This window comes from Citrobacter sp. RHB36-C18 (genome assembly GCF_013814485.1).
Classification (GTDB): Bacteria; Pseudomonadota; Gammaproteobacteria; order Enterobacterales; family Enterobacteriaceae; genus Citrobacter; species Citrobacter braakii.
This window is the reverse complement of sequence record NZ_CP057125.1, coordinates 2827986-2844058: the sequence shown is the minus strand read 5'-3', so window position 1 is coordinate 2844058 and position 16073 is coordinate 2827986. Positions and strand designations below refer to the sequence as shown.

The 16073-nt window shown below is 51.1% G+C and carries 15 protein-coding genes and 1 pseudogene; 10 read left to right on the top strand and 6 right to left on the bottom strand.

Annotated elements, in window-relative coordinates; all coding sequences use genetic code 11:
• Positions 1-186 precede the first annotated feature (186 nt).
• Complete coding sequence (gene bhsA / locus HVZ52_RS13650; RefSeq protein WP_029139491.1) at positions 187-444, top strand: multiple stress resistance protein BhsA; 258 nt, start codon at positions 187-189, stop codon at positions 442-444.
• An 85-nt stretch (positions 445-529) separates the two neighbouring features.
• Here bhsA and HVZ52_RS13645 read toward each other — a convergent pair whose 3' ends face one another.
• From HVZ52_RS13645 to HVZ52_RS13635, 3 genes are all read right to left on the bottom strand, one after another.
• Positions 530-1495, bottom strand: a complete 966-nt coding sequence (locus HVZ52_RS13645; RefSeq protein WP_016156209.1) for a L,D-transpeptidase family protein — start codon at positions 1493-1495, stop codon at positions 530-532.
• Between the two features lie 148 nt (positions 1496-1643).
• Positions 1644-5090, bottom strand: a complete 3447-nt coding sequence (mfd, locus tag HVZ52_RS13640; protein ID WP_181598336.1) for a transcription-repair coupling factor — start codon at positions 5088-5090, stop codon at positions 1644-1646.
• 118 nt (positions 5091-5208) lie between these two features.
• Complete coding sequence (locus tag HVZ52_RS13635; RefSeq protein WP_181598335.1) at positions 5209-6273, bottom strand: acyltransferase family protein; 1065 nt, start codon at positions 6271-6273, stop codon at positions 5209-5211.
• 261 nt (positions 6274-6534) lie between these two features.
• Here HVZ52_RS13635 and lolC point away from each other — a divergent pair, with 261 nt between their 5' ends.
• The 5 genes from lolC (at position 6535) to cobB (ending at position 11562) form a co-directional block, all read left to right on the top strand.
• The gene (gene lolC, locus HVZ52_RS13630) at positions 6535-7734 is read left to right on the top strand and encodes a lipoprotein-releasing ABC transporter permease subunit LolC (protein WP_003030806.1); all 1200 of its coding nucleotides are present in this window, start codon (positions 6535-6537) and stop codon (positions 7732-7734) included.
• On the top strand, positions 7727-8428 hold the full coding sequence (gene lolD, locus HVZ52_RS13625; protein ID WP_003832278.1) for a lipoprotein-releasing ABC transporter ATP-binding protein LolD: 702 nt from the start codon (positions 7727-7729) through the stop codon (positions 8426-8428). The genes lolC and lolD overlap by 8 nt, the downstream gene beginning before the upstream one ends.
• Entirely contained in the window at positions 8428-9672 is a 1245-nt protein-coding gene (gene lolE, locus HVZ52_RS13620) for a lipoprotein-releasing ABC transporter permease subunit LolE (RefSeq protein WP_016152683.1), read from the top strand. Before lolD ends, lolE begins: the two co-directional genes overlap by 1 nt.
• Before the next feature lie 141 nt (positions 9673-9813).
• Positions 9814-10725, top strand: a complete 912-nt coding sequence (gene nagK, locus HVZ52_RS13615) for an N-acetylglucosamine kinase (protein WP_016152684.1) — start codon at positions 9814-9816, stop codon at positions 10723-10725.
• Between the two features lie 15 nt (positions 10726-10740).
• Positions 10741-11562, top strand: a complete 822-nt coding sequence (gene cobB, locus HVZ52_RS13610) for a Sir2 family NAD+-dependent deacetylase (RefSeq protein ID WP_016152685.1) — start codon at positions 10741-10743, stop codon at positions 11560-11562.
• A 51-nt stretch (positions 11563-11613) separates the two neighbouring features.
• Here cobB and potD read toward each other — a convergent pair whose 3' ends face one another.
• Positions 11614-12660, bottom strand: a complete 1047-nt coding sequence (potD, locus tag HVZ52_RS13605) for a spermidine/putrescine ABC transporter substrate-binding protein PotD (RefSeq protein ID WP_181599298.1) — start codon at positions 12658-12660, stop codon at positions 11614-11616.
• Between the two features lie 27 nt (positions 12661-12687).
• Entirely contained in the window at positions 12688-13467 is a 780-nt protein-coding gene (gene potC / locus HVZ52_RS13600) for a spermidine/putrescine ABC transporter permease PotC (RefSeq protein WP_003030794.1), read from the bottom strand.
• Positions 13468-13705: 238 nt separating this feature from the next.
• On the opposite strand from potC, the pseudogene HVZ52_RS13595 reads away from it, so the two are divergent.
• A pseudogene (locus HVZ52_RS13595) lies at positions 13706-13813 on the top strand (antitermination protein); the annotation flags it as partial.
• 138 nt (positions 13814-13951) lie between these two features.
• On the opposite strand, the gene HVZ52_RS13590 reads toward HVZ52_RS13595, so the two are convergent.
• On the bottom strand, positions 13952-14164 hold the full coding sequence (locus tag HVZ52_RS13590) for a KTSC domain-containing protein (protein WP_016152687.1): 213 nt from the start codon (positions 14162-14164) through the stop codon (positions 13952-13954).
• 553 nt (positions 14165-14717) lie between these two features.
• Between HVZ52_RS13590 and HVZ52_RS13585 the strand changes: the two genes are divergently transcribed.
• The 3 genes from HVZ52_RS13585 to HVZ52_RS13575 all read left to right on the top strand — a co-directional run bounded on the left by HVZ52_RS13585 (position 14718) and on the right by HVZ52_RS13575 (position 16060).
• A complete protein-coding gene (locus HVZ52_RS13585) occupies positions 14718-14930 on the top strand; it encodes a cold-shock protein (RefSeq protein ID WP_005127641.1) in 213 nt (70 codons plus the stop codon).
• Positions 14931-15358: 428 nt separating this feature from the next.
• Positions 15359-15547 (top strand): cold-shock protein, encoded by a 189-nt coding sequence (locus HVZ52_RS13580; RefSeq protein WP_071600303.1) that lies wholly within the window; start codon positions 15359-15361, stop codon positions 15545-15547.
• 342 nt (positions 15548-15889) lie between these two features.
• Positions 15890-16060, top strand: a complete 171-nt coding sequence (locus tag HVZ52_RS13575; protein ID WP_223949811.1) for a hypothetical protein — start codon at positions 15890-15892, stop codon at positions 16058-16060.
• Positions 16061-16073 lie beyond the last annotated feature (13 nt).

Here is a 16073-nt window from a genome sequence, read left to right as displayed (position 1 = left end):
CACACTCCAGCGGATTAGCGATAAAAATAATTTAACGCTATTGATATGAAAAATAAGGTCTTTGTATTTTATATAACGATCATTATAAAAAAATGTTGACGTGTGACCTGGATCACATCTATGATTTACCTATCGATCGTTAAGTTAATCTTTGCGACACACATTCATCTGCTAAAGGTCACTATCATGAAAAACGTAAAAACTCTGTTTGTTGCTGCTGTTCTTAGCTCACTCTCATTTGCAAGCTTTGCTGCCGTTGAAGTTCAGGCCACACCTGCGGGCCAACAGAAAGTCGGTACTATTTCTGCGAATGCGGGGACTAACTTAGGTTCTCTGGAAGATCAACTGGCGCAGAAAGCGGATGAGATGGGGGCGAAGTCTTTCCGTATTACTTCCGTTACCGGTCCTAACACCCTCCACGGGACTGCAGTTATCTACAAATAAGATTTAACCCATCGCAATGCCACTGCGAGTTAAATAAAAAACCCCCGCGGAATAAAATCCAGCGGGGGTTTTTTATGCGCTGAGTTTACAGCGGTTGTTGAGCAACGTCGTGATGACGGGTGACATCGACCGGCATGCCTGAGCGAATCTCCATCGCATGTTCCATGACGGCAGAGTCCGTTTGCGCCGCATTCTTAAACGTCTGCATGGATGCGTTCAGCACGATCGGCAGCAATTGCGGGTCGTCATTGATTTTTTCGGACAACGGCTGGTGTACTTCAACCAGGCGCACGCCGTTAGGTTCAACAGATGCTTTGATTGGCGTATTGATAATATTGACCTTGGTCCCTGGCTTCACCTGACGGAACAGGGTTTCGATATCACCGTCGCGTAGACGAATACAGCCGGAACTGACGCGCATTCCGATGCCAAAGTCAGCATTAGTTCCGTGCAGCAGGTACACACCGCCGTATGCCGCTAAGCGAATAGCATGATGGCCCATCGGGTTATCCGGCCCGGCAGGCACTACGGCAGGAAGGTCGATCCCGTTTGCTTTGTATCGCGCGCGGATATTTGCCGTAGGCGTCCAGGTCGGGTTGGCACGTTTATCAGAGATGGTGGTTACCATTGTGGGCGTCAGCGTGTCACCGCCTAACTGGCCAATACCAATAGGATACACGGTCACCGAATTTGTCCCTGGCTGGTAATAATAAAGACGCAGTTCGGCGAGGTTGATAACAATGCCTTCGCGTGGCGCATCCGGCAGCAGGGTTTGTAACGGAATAGTCAGCACGCTGCCCGGGCGTGGTACGTAAGGGTCAACGCCGGGGTTGGCCTGTAGCAGCGCCAGAAAGCCGACATTGTATTTTTTCGCAATCGCTTCCAGAGAACCGCCATTGTCTTCGACAACGTGAACGGCATTCTGACCCACCACGCGGCTTCCCGGTGGCGGCAGCGGCCAGGTATTTGCCTGGGCCGGAAGGGCTAACGCGAAGGTCGCGGCAAGCGTAAAAAATGCTAACCAGCGAGAGAGTCGTTTATTGTTTAACATCACCATAAATCCATTGTTTTTACGTGGTTTTTATTATGTAAAAGTAAACAAGAATTATGGCGGTTTGCAGTGTCGGGAAGTGCAGGGAAGTGCAAAGAGTTTGTAAATTCATCAGGCCGGGTGAGTGGAGGACTCACCCGGCTTGACGCTAGGCTACGGCGTTCTCTTCAAGCTGGCGCATAAACTGGCGAACCCAGTCGATCCGTGCTTTACGCTCGCCCAACTCCTGCATGAATTTCAGGCGTGTTGGACCATCCAGACGGAAGTGCTGCGGTTGTTTTTGCAGTAAACCAATTAGCCAGACCGGGTTAACGTGGTTTTTCTCGGCAAACTCAATAGTACCGCCTTTTTCATTGCCCTCGAGCTTTCTGATCCCCAGTTTCTGCGCCTGCTGGCGTAAACGGGCAATATCCAGCAACGTCCGGGCCGGGTCGGGCAGCAGGCCAAAACGGTCTATCAGCTCGACCTTAATTTCTTCCAACTCGGTTTCGCCTTTCGCACTGGCAATGCGCTTGTAGAACGACAGTCGCGTGTTGACATCCGGGATATAGTTATCCGGCAGAAGCGATGGCATGCGCAGTTCGACTTCGGTTTGCTGGCTGGTGAGATCTTCCAGCGACGGTTCACGCCCTTCTTTGAGCGCATCGACAGCGTTTTCCAGCAGCTCCATATACAGTGAGAAACCGATGCTTTCCATGGAGCCACTTTGATCTTCGCCCAGCAGTTCCCCTGCGCCACGAATTTCGAGGTCGTGGGTCGCCAACGCAAAACCTGCACCTAAATCTTCCAGCGAGGCGATGGCTTCCAGGCGTTTTTGTGCGTCGGTGGTCATCGCTTTTGGGTGCGGCGTCAGCAGCCAGGCGTATGCCTGATGGTGTGAGCGTCCCACGCGGCCCCGTAGCTGATGCAATTGCGCTAAACCGAAGTGGTCAGCTCGTTCAATGATGATGGTGTTGGCAGTGGGAATGTCGAGCCCGGTTTCGATAATGGTGGTACACACCAGCACGTTAAAACGCTGATGGTGGAAATCGTTCATCACGCGTTCCAGTTCGCGCTCGCGCATTTGCCCGTGGCCGATACCAATGCGCGCTTCCGGCACCAGTTCCGCTAATCTGTCAGCGGTTTTCTGGATATTTTCGACGTCGTTAAAGAGATAATAAACTTGTCCCCCGCGCATAACTTCACGCAGGATAGCCTCGCGTACCACCAGGTTGTCATATTCGCGCACGAAGGTTTTGACCGCCAGACGACGAGCGGGCGGTGTGGCGATGATCGACAGATCGCGCATGCCGCTCATCGCCATGTTGAGCGTGCGTGGAATTGGCGTTGCCGTCAGGGTCAGAATATCTACATCCGCGCGCATTGCCTTGATACGCTCTTTGTGGCGAACGCCGAAACGGTGCTCTTCATCGACAATCAGCAGACCCAGATCTTTTAGCTTCACATCCGCTTGCAGCAGTTTGTGAGTGCCGATGAGAATATCGATTTTACCTTCGGCAACCTGCTCCAGAATCTGCGCTTGCTCTTTGGCACTACGGAAACGGGACAGCATCTCAATGCGTACCGGCCAGTTGGCAAAGCGGTCGCGGAAGTTGTCGAAGTGCTGCTGAGCGAGCAGGGTGGTCGGTACCAACACGGCAACCTGCTTGTGATTCTCTACGGCGAGAAAGGCGGCACGCATCGCGACTTCGGTTTTACCAAAGCCGACATCGCCACACACCAGTCGGTCCATGGCCAGTGGTTGACACATATCGCTGAGTACCGCGTTGATCGCCTGTGCCTGGTCGGGCGTGGTTTCAAACGGGAAGCTGTCGCAAAACAGCTGGTACTGTTCACGGTCATGCTTAAAGGCAAAGCCTTCTTTCGCTGCGCGCTGGGCATAAATATCCAGCAGCTCTGCCGCGACATCGCGGACTTTCTCAGCGGCTTTCTGTCGGGCGCGTGACCAGGCATCACCGCCCAGTTTATGCAGCGGCGCATTCTCTTCCGCGCCGCCGGCGTAGCGGCTGATCAGATGCAGCGACGACACCGGCACATACAGTTTGGCGTCGTTGGCATAGGTGAGCATCAGGTATTCACCGGTAATGCCGCCTGCTTCCAGCGTGGTCATACCGGCATAGCGACCCACGCCGTGCTCCAGATGAACCACTGGCTGACCGGGATGCAGCTCCGCGAGGTTACGAATTAACGTATCCGGGTTGATGGTGCGACGAGAATCCTGGCGGCGACGCGCCACGCGTTCACCGAGCAGATCGCTTTCACAAATCAGCGCCAGATTGCGTTTGCTATCGATGAAGCCGTGCTCGGCTGAGCCAATCATCAGATAACGACCGTTGTCTACGGCTTCGTCGAGTCGCAATATCCGCTTCGGCGCGACTTTGATGCGGGCGAGCAGTTCGCCTAGCGCTTCCCGGCGTCCTTCACTTTCCACCGAGAAAATTACCGGACCGGTAAAGCCCTCCAGGAATTTACGTAATGCATCTAACGGTGCTTTTTGCTGTGCCTGAACGGCGATATCTGGCAGCTTCTGGAACCCGAGGTTGGTATTCGCCGCTTTCTTCGGCAGACTCTCGGTTTTCAGCTGAACACGCGGCCAGCGTTTAAGTTCAGAAAACAGCTCATCAACCCGCAGCCACAGCGATTCCGGTGGCAGAAGCGGGCGCATCGGATCAACGCCGCGATTCTCAAAGCGTGACAGGGTATCGGCCTGGAAGCGTGCTGCGCTGGTCTCGATATCGCCGGTATTTACCAACAACGTATTGGCGGGGAAGTAGCTGAACAGCGGCGGCAGCGGCTCGCTGAAAAACAGCGGCTGCCAGTATTCAATCCCCGTAGGTAACGTGCCTTTGCTGACCTGTTGATAAATATGCTCGGCGTCGCGTTTCACCTCAAACGTATCACGCCACTGACTACGGAACAGTTCGATGGCCGTTTTGTCAGTCGGAAATTCGTGTGCGGGCAGCAAATTAATGGCATCGACTTCTTCCAGCGTGCGCTGAGTGTCAGTATCAAACAGACGCAGGCTGTCGATTTCGTCATCAAAGAAATCCAGACGATAAGGCAATTCGCTGCCCATCGGGAACAGATCTAACAACGCGCCACGCGTGGCGTATTCGCCGTGTTCCATGACCTGATCAACATGGCGATAGCCAGCACTGTCCAGTTGTTCGCGCAGGGCGTCGCGCGAAAGCCGCTGGCCTTTTTTCATGACCAGCGCATGACCGTGCAGATAGCTGTGCGGACAGACACGCTGCATCAGCGTATTTACCGGAACGATCAGTACGCCGCGCTGCATGGCGGGCAGTTGATACAGTGTGGAGAGCCGTGAGGAGATAATCTCCTGATGGGGAGAAAAGCTGTCATAGGGAAGCGTTTCCCAGTCAGGCAGGTTCATCACCATCTGGTCAGTAAACTGACGAATTTCATCATGCAGACGCAAAGCATTTTGCATGTCCGGCGCGATCAGCACCACTGGACCCGCGTGACGTTCGGCGATTTCGGCGACCAGCGTTGCGCAGGCGGCACCCGTAAGCTCACCCAACTGGCGCTGATCGGAAGCGCCCGTTGGGAGCGTGTAACGATGTTGTTCAGGCATTCGGTTGTCAGGATCTCGTTTAGATATACATCTGATAAGCAATGTTCTTTATTATCCGTGATCGTTTCTCATAAGCAAATTGATTCGCCCCCGAATGGGGGCAAAAAGCGCGTAGGGGTTAGCGCGAGGCGGGCGATAAAGAGGGCGGGGAAAAGAGCAGATCGGCCACGGTTTTTTGTGAAATCTTACGCACCAGCAGGCCAAACAGGGTGCACAGCAGCAGGCAGGCGAACGGATACACCAGTAGCAGGGCCAGCTCCGCGTATGCAGGCCAGGCGGCATGATTGATTTTGGGGATAAGCGTTAAGCTGAACAGCTCAACCAGAATACGGTGTGTGGTGTAGATGGCGATGGTATTGGCGCCAATCACGCTTAACGGACTGGATGCGCGTATACCAAAGTGGAGCTCGAACTGATAAAACAGCTTCATGATCAACACAATGGAAAGGAGAGAAAGCAATAGCGAGACATGTGCCAGCCACGCGACGACGGCGACGATTGTGCAACCCAGAACAATGACCGCATGGCGGCGCAGGGGCACCTCCTTGATCCACGCCATCAGCGTTGCGCCAAACCATGCGCCGAGGCTATACCAGGGCAAATTGCGAATCACGCTGTTCATTCCCCACCACGGGGTCGGGAAAAAATTGATCGCCACGCTCAGCGCCACAAATAATGCTAACAACGGCATCGCCCAACGGCTGAAAATTTTACACAGAACAAAATAGACAATCAGCGCGTACAGATACCACAGGCTGGTGCTGGCGGTCAGCATCCCGTGGGTAAAATCAGCAATCGAATCCGCATAAGCGGCGTTGGCGGCATGGGTCAGATCGCGCTGCGGGGCGAGCCAGTTATTGAGCGCCACCAACGCCAGCCATTGCACCACTCCCCAAAGCACCAGCACCCAGGCGATACTCCAGATCCGTTTATCCACGCAGGTTGTCCACGGGACGTTATCGATGTAGCGGCGGATCAGATACCCCGAAATAAAGAAAAACACCGGCATGCGAAACGGTGCCAGGTACAAATTGAGGTAAATCCAGCATTTGCTCAGCACCTCTGACAGTGGATGCTGAAAAGTGGTGAGGTGCGGGTAAAATGTGATCACCGAGTGGTAAATCACCACCAGGCAAATGCATAACCCCTTGATTTGATTAATCCATAGTTCTTTTTTATTCATTGAGACGGCGCATCCATATTGATTGCAATAGCCTGCCATCCTGCGCAACCCGCTGTGCGCTGTAATGCGTAACTGTCTGCATTTTGTTTTTTTAGGATAAAGGTCAGGGATCGGGGTTGTAGGGAAGAGGGACAACTTTAGCGGTTTGATTTATTTATACTTTTAAGAATAGTGCTGACGAACACTTACGGTTCAGTCATTTACCCATTCCGCTTTCGCTTATATACTCGTGACTTTGCTAACAGCAACCAGACGGATTTCATGTACCAACCTGTCGCTCTATTCATCGGCCTGCGTTATATGCGTGGGCGTGCAGCAGATCGCTTCGGTCGCTTCGTTTCCTGGCTCTCCACCATTGGCATTACTCTCGGGGTAATGGCGCTGGTTACGGTGTTGTCGGTGATGAACGGTTTCGAGCGCGAGCTGCAAAACAATATTCTTGGCCTGATGCCTCAGGCCGTCCTCTCGTCTGAACAGGGTTCCCTAAACCCGCAACAGCTGCCGGAAAAAGCGGTGGTGTTGAACGGCGTCAACCGCGTCGCACCGATAACCACGGGGGATGTGGTACTGCAAAGTGCGCGTAGCGTGGCAGTCGGCGTGATGCTGGGTATTGACCCGGCGCAAAAAGATCCATTAACGCCATATCTGGTCAATGTGAAGCAAACAGATCTGCAGCCGGGTAAGTATAATGTCATCCTCGGAGAGCAGCTTGCCGGGCAACTGGGTGTTAATCGTGGCGATCAAATTCGCGTGATGGTGCCCTCAGCCAGCCAGTTTACCCCGATGGGGCGTCTGCCGAGCCAGCGTCTGTTTACGGTAATTGGCACCTTCGCCGCCAACAGCGAAGTCGACGGCTACCAGATGCTGACCAACATCCAGGATGCGTCACGTTTGATGCGTTACCCGGTGGGCAATATTACCGGCTGGCGTCTGTGGCTCAACGAACCGTTAAAGGTTGATACGCTGAGCCAGCAAACGCTGCCACAAGGCACCAAATGGCAGGACTGGCGCGAGCGCAAAGGGGAATTGTTCCAGGCCGTGCGTATGGAGAAAAACATGATGGGGCTGCTGCTTAGCCTGATCGTGGCGGTGGCGGCATTTAATATTATTACCTCGCTGGGTCTGATGGTAATGGAGAAGCAAGGGGAAGTGGCGATTCTACAAACGCAGGGGCTGACGCCGCGGCAGATAATGATGGTGTTTATGGTTCAGGGGGCCAGTGCCGGGATTATCGGCGCGCTGCTGGGCGCGGTGTTGGGCGCATTACTCGCCAGTCAACTGAACAACCTGATGCCAATTATCGGTGTGCTTCTGGATGGGGCTGCGCTGCCGGTCGCCATTGAGCCGCTGCAGGTTATCGTCATTGCGCTGGTGGCGATGGCCATCGCGCTGCTGTCTACGCTTTATCCTTCCTGGCGCGCTGCCGCCACTCAACCCGCTGAGGCTTTACGTTATGAATAAGATCCTGTTGCAATGCGACAACCTGTGCAAACGCTATCAGGAAGGCACAGTGCAGACCGATGTACTGCACGATGTCAGTTTTTGCGTCGGTGAAGGTGAGATGATGGCGATTGTCGGCAGCTCCGGTTCCGGTAAGAGTACGTTGCTGCATCTGTTAGGCGGTCTGGATACGCCAACTTCCGGCGATGTCATTTTTAGCGGTCAGCCGATGAGCAAACTCTCGTCGGCGGCGAAAGCGGAACTGCGTAATCAGAAGCTGGGCTTCATTTATCAGTTCCACCATCTGCTGCCGGACTTTACCGCGCTGGAAAACGTGGCGATGCCGTTGCTGATCGGCAAGAAAAAACCGGCTGAAATCACCGAGCGCGCACGAGATATGCTGAAAGCAGTAGGGCTGGACCATCGTGCCAGCCATCGCCCGTCTGAACTGTCAGGCGGTGAACGCCAGCGCGTGGCCATTGCTCGTGCGCTGGTGAATAACCCGCGCCTGGTACTGGCGGATGAGCCAACGGGTAACCTTGATGCGCGTAACGCGGACAGCATTTTCGAGCTTCTGGGTGAGCTGAACCGCTCTCAGGGCACGGCATTTTTGGTGGTGACACACGATCTGCAACTGGCGAAGCGCATGAGCCGCCAGCTTGAAATGCGCGATGGTCGCCTGACGGCTGAACTGAGCCTGATGGGAGCTGAGTAATGGCTTCGCCTTTATCGTTATTGATTGGTCTGCGTTTTAGCCGTGGTCGGCGGCGCGGCGGCATGGTCTCGCTGATTTCCGTGATTTCCACCGTTGGCATTGCGTTGGGCGTCGCGGTGTTGATCGTCGGCTTAAGCGCCATGAACGGATTTGAGCGTGAGCTTAACAACCGTATTCTGGCCGTGGTGCCGCACGGTGAGATTGAAGCCGTGAATCAGCCGTGGAACAACTGGCAGGAAGCGCTCGACAAGGTACAGAAGGTACCAGGCATTGCCGCTGCGGCGCCTTATATTAACTTTACCGGGCTGGTGGAGAGTGGGGCGAACCTACGCGCAGTGCAGGTGAAGGGCGTTGATCCGCAGCAGGAGCAGCGTTTAAGCGCGCTACCCTCGTTTGTGCAAAACCACGCATGGGATAATTTCAAAGCGGGTGAGCAACAAATCATTATTGGTAAGGGAATTGCCGATGCGCTGAAGGTGAAGCAGGGCGACTGGGTATCGATTATGATCCCTAACGCCAGTGCGGATCATAAGTTACAGCAGCCTAAACGTGTGCGTTTGCACGTCACGGGGATCCTGCAACTGAGCGGTCAGCTCGATCACAGCTTTGCCATGATCCCAATGGAAGATGCGCAGCAATACCTGGATATGGGATCCAGCGTTTCCGGGATCGCGCTGAAAGTGAACGACGTGTTTAACGCCAATAAGCTGGTGCGAGACGCGGGTGAAGTCACCAATAACTATGTGTACATTAAGAGCTGGATCGGTACTTACGGTTATATGTATCGCGATATCCAGATGATCCGCGCCATTATGTATCTGGCGATGGTGCTGGTGATTGGCGTGGCCTGTTTTAATATCGTTTCCACGTTAGTGATGGCGGTAAAAGACAAGAGCGGCGATATTGCGGTATTAAGAACCCTGGGGGCTAAAGATGGCCTTATCCGTGCCATTTTTGTCTGGTACGGCCTGCTGGCGGGTCTGTTCGGTAGCCTGATAGGCGTCGTCATTGGGGTGGTTGTCTCGCTGCAACTGACGCCGATCATTAACGGTATTGAGGCGCTTATCGGCCATCAGTTCCTGTCCGGCGATATCTATTTCATTGACTTCCTGCCATCGGAATTACACTGGCTGGATGTGATTTACGTGCTGGTGACAGCACTCGTGCTGAGTCTTTTGGCAAGTTGGTATCCGGCGCGTCGCGCCAGCAATATTGATCCTGCGAGAGTACTTAGCGGCCAATAACAATATATACACGAAAGCATTCATGCGGCGGTAAGGCGGCAAACCCAAATCTCCACGAGCATAGATAACGATGTGACTGGAGGGGGAGGGCGCAGCCAACCCCAAGGCATCTTGAAGGATGACGTGTATCAAGGAGCGGTGATGTATTACGGATTTGACATCGGCGGGACCAAAATTGCGCTGGGCGTGTTTGATAAGCAACGTCGTTTGCAATGGGAAACACGCGTCCCTACGCCTCGCGACAGCTATGACGCTTTCCTTGATGCGGTCTGCAATCTGGTGACGGAAGCGGACCAGCGGTTCGGCGTTAAAGGTTCGGTAGGCATCGGCATTCCTGGCATGCCGGAAACGGAAGACGGCACGCTGTATGCGGCCAATGTTCCTGCTGCCAGTGGTAAGCCGCTCCGCGCCGATCTCAGCGCTCGCCTTGACCGCGATGTGCGTCTGGATAACGATGCTAACTGTTTTGCCCTCTCCGAAGCCTGGGATGACGAGTTCACCCAATATCCACTCGTGATGGGGTTGATCCTCGGCACCGGTGTTGGCGGCGGTCTGGTGCTTAACGGGAAATCCATCACCGGGCGCAGCTATATCACCGGCGAGTTTGGTCATATCCGTTTGCCTGTCGATGCGCTGACGTTGATGGGCTTTGATTTCCCATTGCGCCGCTGCGGGTGCGGTCAACTGGGATGCATCGAAAGCTATCTTTCCGGCGGTGGATTTGCGTGGTTGTATCAGCATTACTACCATCAATCGCTGGATGCCCGTGAAATTATCGCGCTGTGGGAGCAGGGTGATGAACAAGCACGTGCCCATGTTGAACGCTATCTGGATTTGCTGGCGGTGTGCCTTGGGAATATCCTGACTATCGTCGATCCTGATTTGGTGGTGATTGGCGGAGGCTTGTCGAATTTTACCGCTATTACGACGCAACTGGCGGACCGACTGCCACGTCATCTGCTGCCGGTTGCCCGGGTGCCGCGTATTGAGCAGGCGCGGCACGGTGATGCGGGCGGGATGCGCGGAGCCGCTTTCCTACATCTTACCGATTAATACAAAGAGGTTGTTATGCTGTCGCGCCGGGGTCATCGGTTAAGCCGCTTTCGTAAAAATAAACGCCATATGCGCGATCGCCTGCGTCAACGAATCTTTTTCAGAGACAGAGTGGTGCCTGAATTGATGGAAAAACCAAGAGTGCTGGTACTGACGGGAGCGGGAATCTCCGCTGAGTCAGGAATTCGAACCTTTCGCGCGGCGGATGGTCTCTGGGAAGAACATCGGGTAGAGGACGTTGCGACTCCGGAAGGATTTAGTCGTAATCCGCAACTGGTCCAGTCGTTTTATAACGCCCGTCGTCATCAGTTGCAACAATCAGAAATCCAGCCTAACGCGGCGCATATCGCGCTGGCAAAACTCGAAGCCGAGCTGGGCGACCGTTTTTTACTGGTGACGCAGAATATTGATAACCTGCATGAACGTGCGGGCAGCCAGAACGTAATCCATATGCACGGCGAACTGCTCAAGGTTCGCTGTTCGCAAAGCGGGCAGATTCTGGAGTGGACTGGCGATGTGACTGCGGAAGATAAATGCCATTGTTGCCAGTTTCCGGCGCCGCTGCGCCCGCACGTGGTGTGGTTTGGTGAAATGCCGCTGGGCATGGATGAAATTTATATGGCACTGGCAATGGCCGATGTGTTCATTGCGATTGGTACATCGGGCCATGTATACCCGGCAGCGGGGTTTGTGCATGAAGCTCGACTACATGGGGCGCATACGGTAGAGCTAAATCTCGAACCGAGCCAGGTAGGAAGCGAGTTTGAAGAGAAGTATTACGGTCCGGCAAGCCAGGTGGTGCCTGAGTTTGTTGAGAAATTATTGAAAGGACTGTGATTTTTTTGCCCGATACGCGCAGCGCCATCGGGCATTCCTTACAACGCTGAATTAACGTCCTGCTTTCAGCTTCTGATAATACTCTTCATAGATAGCGCTGGCGGAACCGACATCATTCTGCCATTCCCCTTTGTTGATGGTTTCTGCATCAGGGTAGAGGGTTTTATCGTTCGCGACTTCAGGGCTTAACAGCTTACGTGCTGCCAGGTTTGGCGTCGGATAACCGATGGTTTCCGCGACTTCTTTCGCCACGTCCGGGCGCAGCAGGAAGTTAATCAGCTTCAGCGCACCTTCTTTATTTTTTGCGTTTGCTGGAATAGACAGGCTGTCCATCCAGAAAATCCCACCTTCTTTCGGCCATACCACTTCCAGCGGTGTACCTGCCTGACGCGCAACATACGCGGAGCCGTTCCACACCATCCCCAAATTGACTTCGCCTTCCATATACGGGTTGGCCGGGTTGTCAGAGTTAAATGCCGCGACGTTAGGCATCAGCTTCTTCAACTCGTTATAAGCGGTTTCAATCTCTTTAGGATCGGTGGTATTGCCGGAATATCCCAGCTTGCGCAGCGCCATCTGGAACACTTCACGCGCATCATCCGTTAACAGCAGGCTACCTTTGTACTCCGGTTTCCACAGATCGGCCCAGCTGGTTACTGTTTTCGGGTCGATGGCATCGCTATTGATGCCAATGGCCGTCGCACCCCAGATATACGGGATAGAGTAGTCATTGTTGGGGTCGAATGGCTTGTTGAGCATTTCCGGATCGAGGTTGTGGAAGTTGGTCAACGTCGACTTGTCGATCTTCTGGATCATGCCTTCTTTGCGCATTTTATCGACGTAATAGGTGGACGGAACCACCAGATCGTATGCGCCGTCTTTATAGGTTTTGAGCTTGGCGTACATGGTTTCGTTCGACTCGTAGGTCGAATAGATAACCTTAATGCCAGTCTCTTTGGTGAACTGCTCCAGCAGTCCAGGCGGGACATACTCGGTCCAGTTATAGAAATAGAGCGTGTTATTGTCATTAGCGTGAGCGGCGCTCATGCCCAGTGCCAGAGCACCCGCCGCGAGCAGGTGGCGTGACCATTTTTTCATCATTTAACGTCCCCTGAATTAAGGGCCTTAGCGGCCCTTGGTTTTATCACGTGCAATAAGCTGGCTGGCAATCACCATAACCAGCGACAGAACCAACAAAATGGTCGCCAGCGCGTTCACCTCTGGTGATACGCCGACTTTTACCATTGAGTAGATTTTTAACGGCAAAATTTCATAACCAGGCCCGGTAACGAAGGACGACACGACGACATCATCCATCGACAACGTAAAGCTCAGCAACCAGCCGGCAGCCACTGCAGGCATTGCCAGAGGCAGTATAATCTTGCGCAGAATAGTCACTTCACTGGCGCCGAGATCTTTGGCGGCTTCAAGCATTCGTACATCAAAACCTTTCAGACGTGAGTAAACCGTCACCACCACAAAAGGTAGACAAAAAGTGATATGCGAGAACAGCAGTGACCAGAAACCCAGTTGAATGCCGATCAGCATAAACAGCACCAGCAAAGAAATCGCCATTACGATATCCGGCGACATCATCACCACGAACAGCATGCCGCTGACAAACGGTTTACCGCGAAAACGGTAGCGGTAAAGTGCAACCGCTGTGAGTGAGCCGATCAGCGTGGCAAACGTGGCGGATAGCACCGCCATCGTCAGCGAGTGTTGCGCTGCCTGTAGCAGGCTGTCGTTGTTCATCAGCAGGCCGTACCATTTGGTGGTAAAACCCTGCCAGTTGATGCCAAAGCGCGAGCTGTTAAAGGAGTTCACAATCAAAATAATGATTGGAATATACAGATACGCGTAGATGGCGGTCATAAAACCGCCTCTGAGCAGCCGACCGATCATTCGCGTTTCACCTTCTTGTTCAGAAGGCGCGATGTTTTCAGAGTATTGAAAATAATCAACTTTTTCTCTTCTCCAAAATCTCTCCAAAACTTCCCGCCAAAACAGATAGCCAAAAAGAAGCAGCTATCACTAAGGCCGCGAATTTTACAACAATTTTTAGGATGATCGGGAAAAAAAGGCCATTTAAATGACCAGCTTTACTCATTGCTGACTGCGAGTGGCGGTATAGCAATCGGTTCAGGGAACAATTAGCGCACGCTACCGCTGTGGTGGTAAAGGGGAGGTACTTGACTGCAAAGCCACGAAAGAGCATGGCGTCCCAGTGTTTGAAACCTGTGAACGCTGCAGGGAGCATGCTTAACGAAGGGTAACGAAATTGACGGGAATAGTGGTTTTTGGGATATCAATTTCCTGGCCCGGTGCTAACAAAAACAGAAAACACCAGAACGGCGTTTTACGCTATCTACAGCGTAAATTTCTTGAATCACCCTGTTTTACGACACAAGAATTTACCTTTAATGACACCGTCAAAGAAACGGCCTTTAGATTGCACCGTGAGAAAAGAGTTATAGATGCTTTCAGGAACGCCCACATACTGGAAAGTTGAAGAATTTACGAAACCAATCTCCAGTATCTTTTCTAATGGGTAGTAACCAATAAATTTTATTTTTGATGAAATCATTGCCTGTCGTTGCATTTTTTCTCCTTCAATTTTTTTAATTTTCCTTCTCTGATAATACACTGATATGAAACAAAAGGAGCATAGTTTTGTAAATGTTATGGCTGTTTCAGAATTTACTGGTTGGAAGAAATGATTTTCTTTGTTGCTATTAATTTCCTCAGATGCGAAAAATAGCACGAAAATTCGTTGCTGGATTTTTACGGATTGAAACGGGGTTTCCTTTAAGTTGCTGATAAATATATTCTATTTTATTTTTCGTTATCCAGGGGACGACCGGCAGTATGTTATTGCTAGTGAACAGAACTCATTGATTATGCTGTCTCAGTTTCCATTTCTAAGATTTTGCGAAAAATTAAATGAAAAAATAACTTGCTATTGTTTGTGGGGTGTGTGATTAATGAGGGGTTGGTTAGGTACACAGACCCATTAAAGCGGTTTAGTAAAGCAGTTCTCATCTCAAGCGTTATCCACAGATAATCCTTTCTTTTGAGCCTTCTTATCGTTACTAATTAGATTGTGTGCGAAGCCCTTTTCGCCGTAAGGCTACATAGAATTTAAGGAATTACCTGTGTCTAATAAAATGACTGGTTTAGTAAAATGGTTTAACGAGTCTAAAGGTTTTGGTTTTATTACCCCTGACAATGGTAGTAAAGATGTGTTTGTACACTTCTCTGCTATTCAGAGTGGTGGCTTTAAAACGCTGAATGAAGGCCAAAAAGTTGAGTTCAGCATTACTGCTGGTGCAAAAGGGCCGTCAGCTGAAAACGTAGTTGCTGCCTGATATTTTTCCTGATGTAAACCAATATACGATAGCGAAGACGGTGAATGCCTGAGTAGATATATTGGTTTTTCAGAAACTCAACATCTGCCAACATAAAGCTGAACAGATGTCTGAGTCTAATCATTGGGTAGAACAGTTGAAATGATTATTTTATGAATGTCATTTGTTGTTTTACCTCTGTAGTTTTTCTTGCACGCTTAAGTGCATTCGTAAAAGCTAACAACATCCCAAAAATCGCTGGTGCTATAATATAAAGAAAATTATATTATTTTAGATTCCTCATGTGAACTGATAAGAAATATTTATTTTTTATTGCTTTTAATAGTGAGTTGTAACCTGGTACTGAAAACCAAGAGAAATTATTAGTTAAATAGATCTTTTGGATATCACTGCGGTAGTGAGTGTTGTAGCAAATAAAGGCTAACATCATGACCGACCATATTTATTTTAAGTGCCCTTGTTGTCATGGGTCACAGTACAGAACTTCCCATTTTGATGTGACTGAGAAAAATCCCTTTGGTGCAAAGTGTATTTTTTGTAAATCATCAATGATCACACCTGATAACTATGCGCCATATACTTCCAGTAAATCAAATGAACAGGTGTTGCGAAAGTAACATTTGGCTCTGACCTTCCAGTTAAGGCGGCAAGATTCATTATCATTGCCAGGCACTGGTTTAAGTCCAACAAGGGCCGTCAGTCTGCTACTACCTCATCGAATTGAGCGGGCGACTTTTGAACTTGCAGGAGACGAGGGTTTGATCCTCTATGGTTACACCATGAATAAAAACCTCGTTCTAACGGGGTTTTGTCATTTCAGGGGTATCCGTGCAACATACAAGTAAGTTGGGCAAAGAATTGTATTTTTTGTTTTGCTATTAACATCATGTCTGATGTGTAACGGTATTACTAATAACCATATAAAGGGCAACGCATTGAGAATCATACAAAACCATATTATGGCCCAGGAAATTGGTGAAACAGTTATCCAGCTACTTGAAAATGGCAAAAGGGTTACGACCGGGAATATCATTGATTTGCTCGAACGGAAAAGTCATGCCTTGCACGGTCAAGAGGCCGATGAGATAAGAGAAATATTGATATTTATCAGGAAAAAATCTGTTCTGTAAACGAGCTATAAAT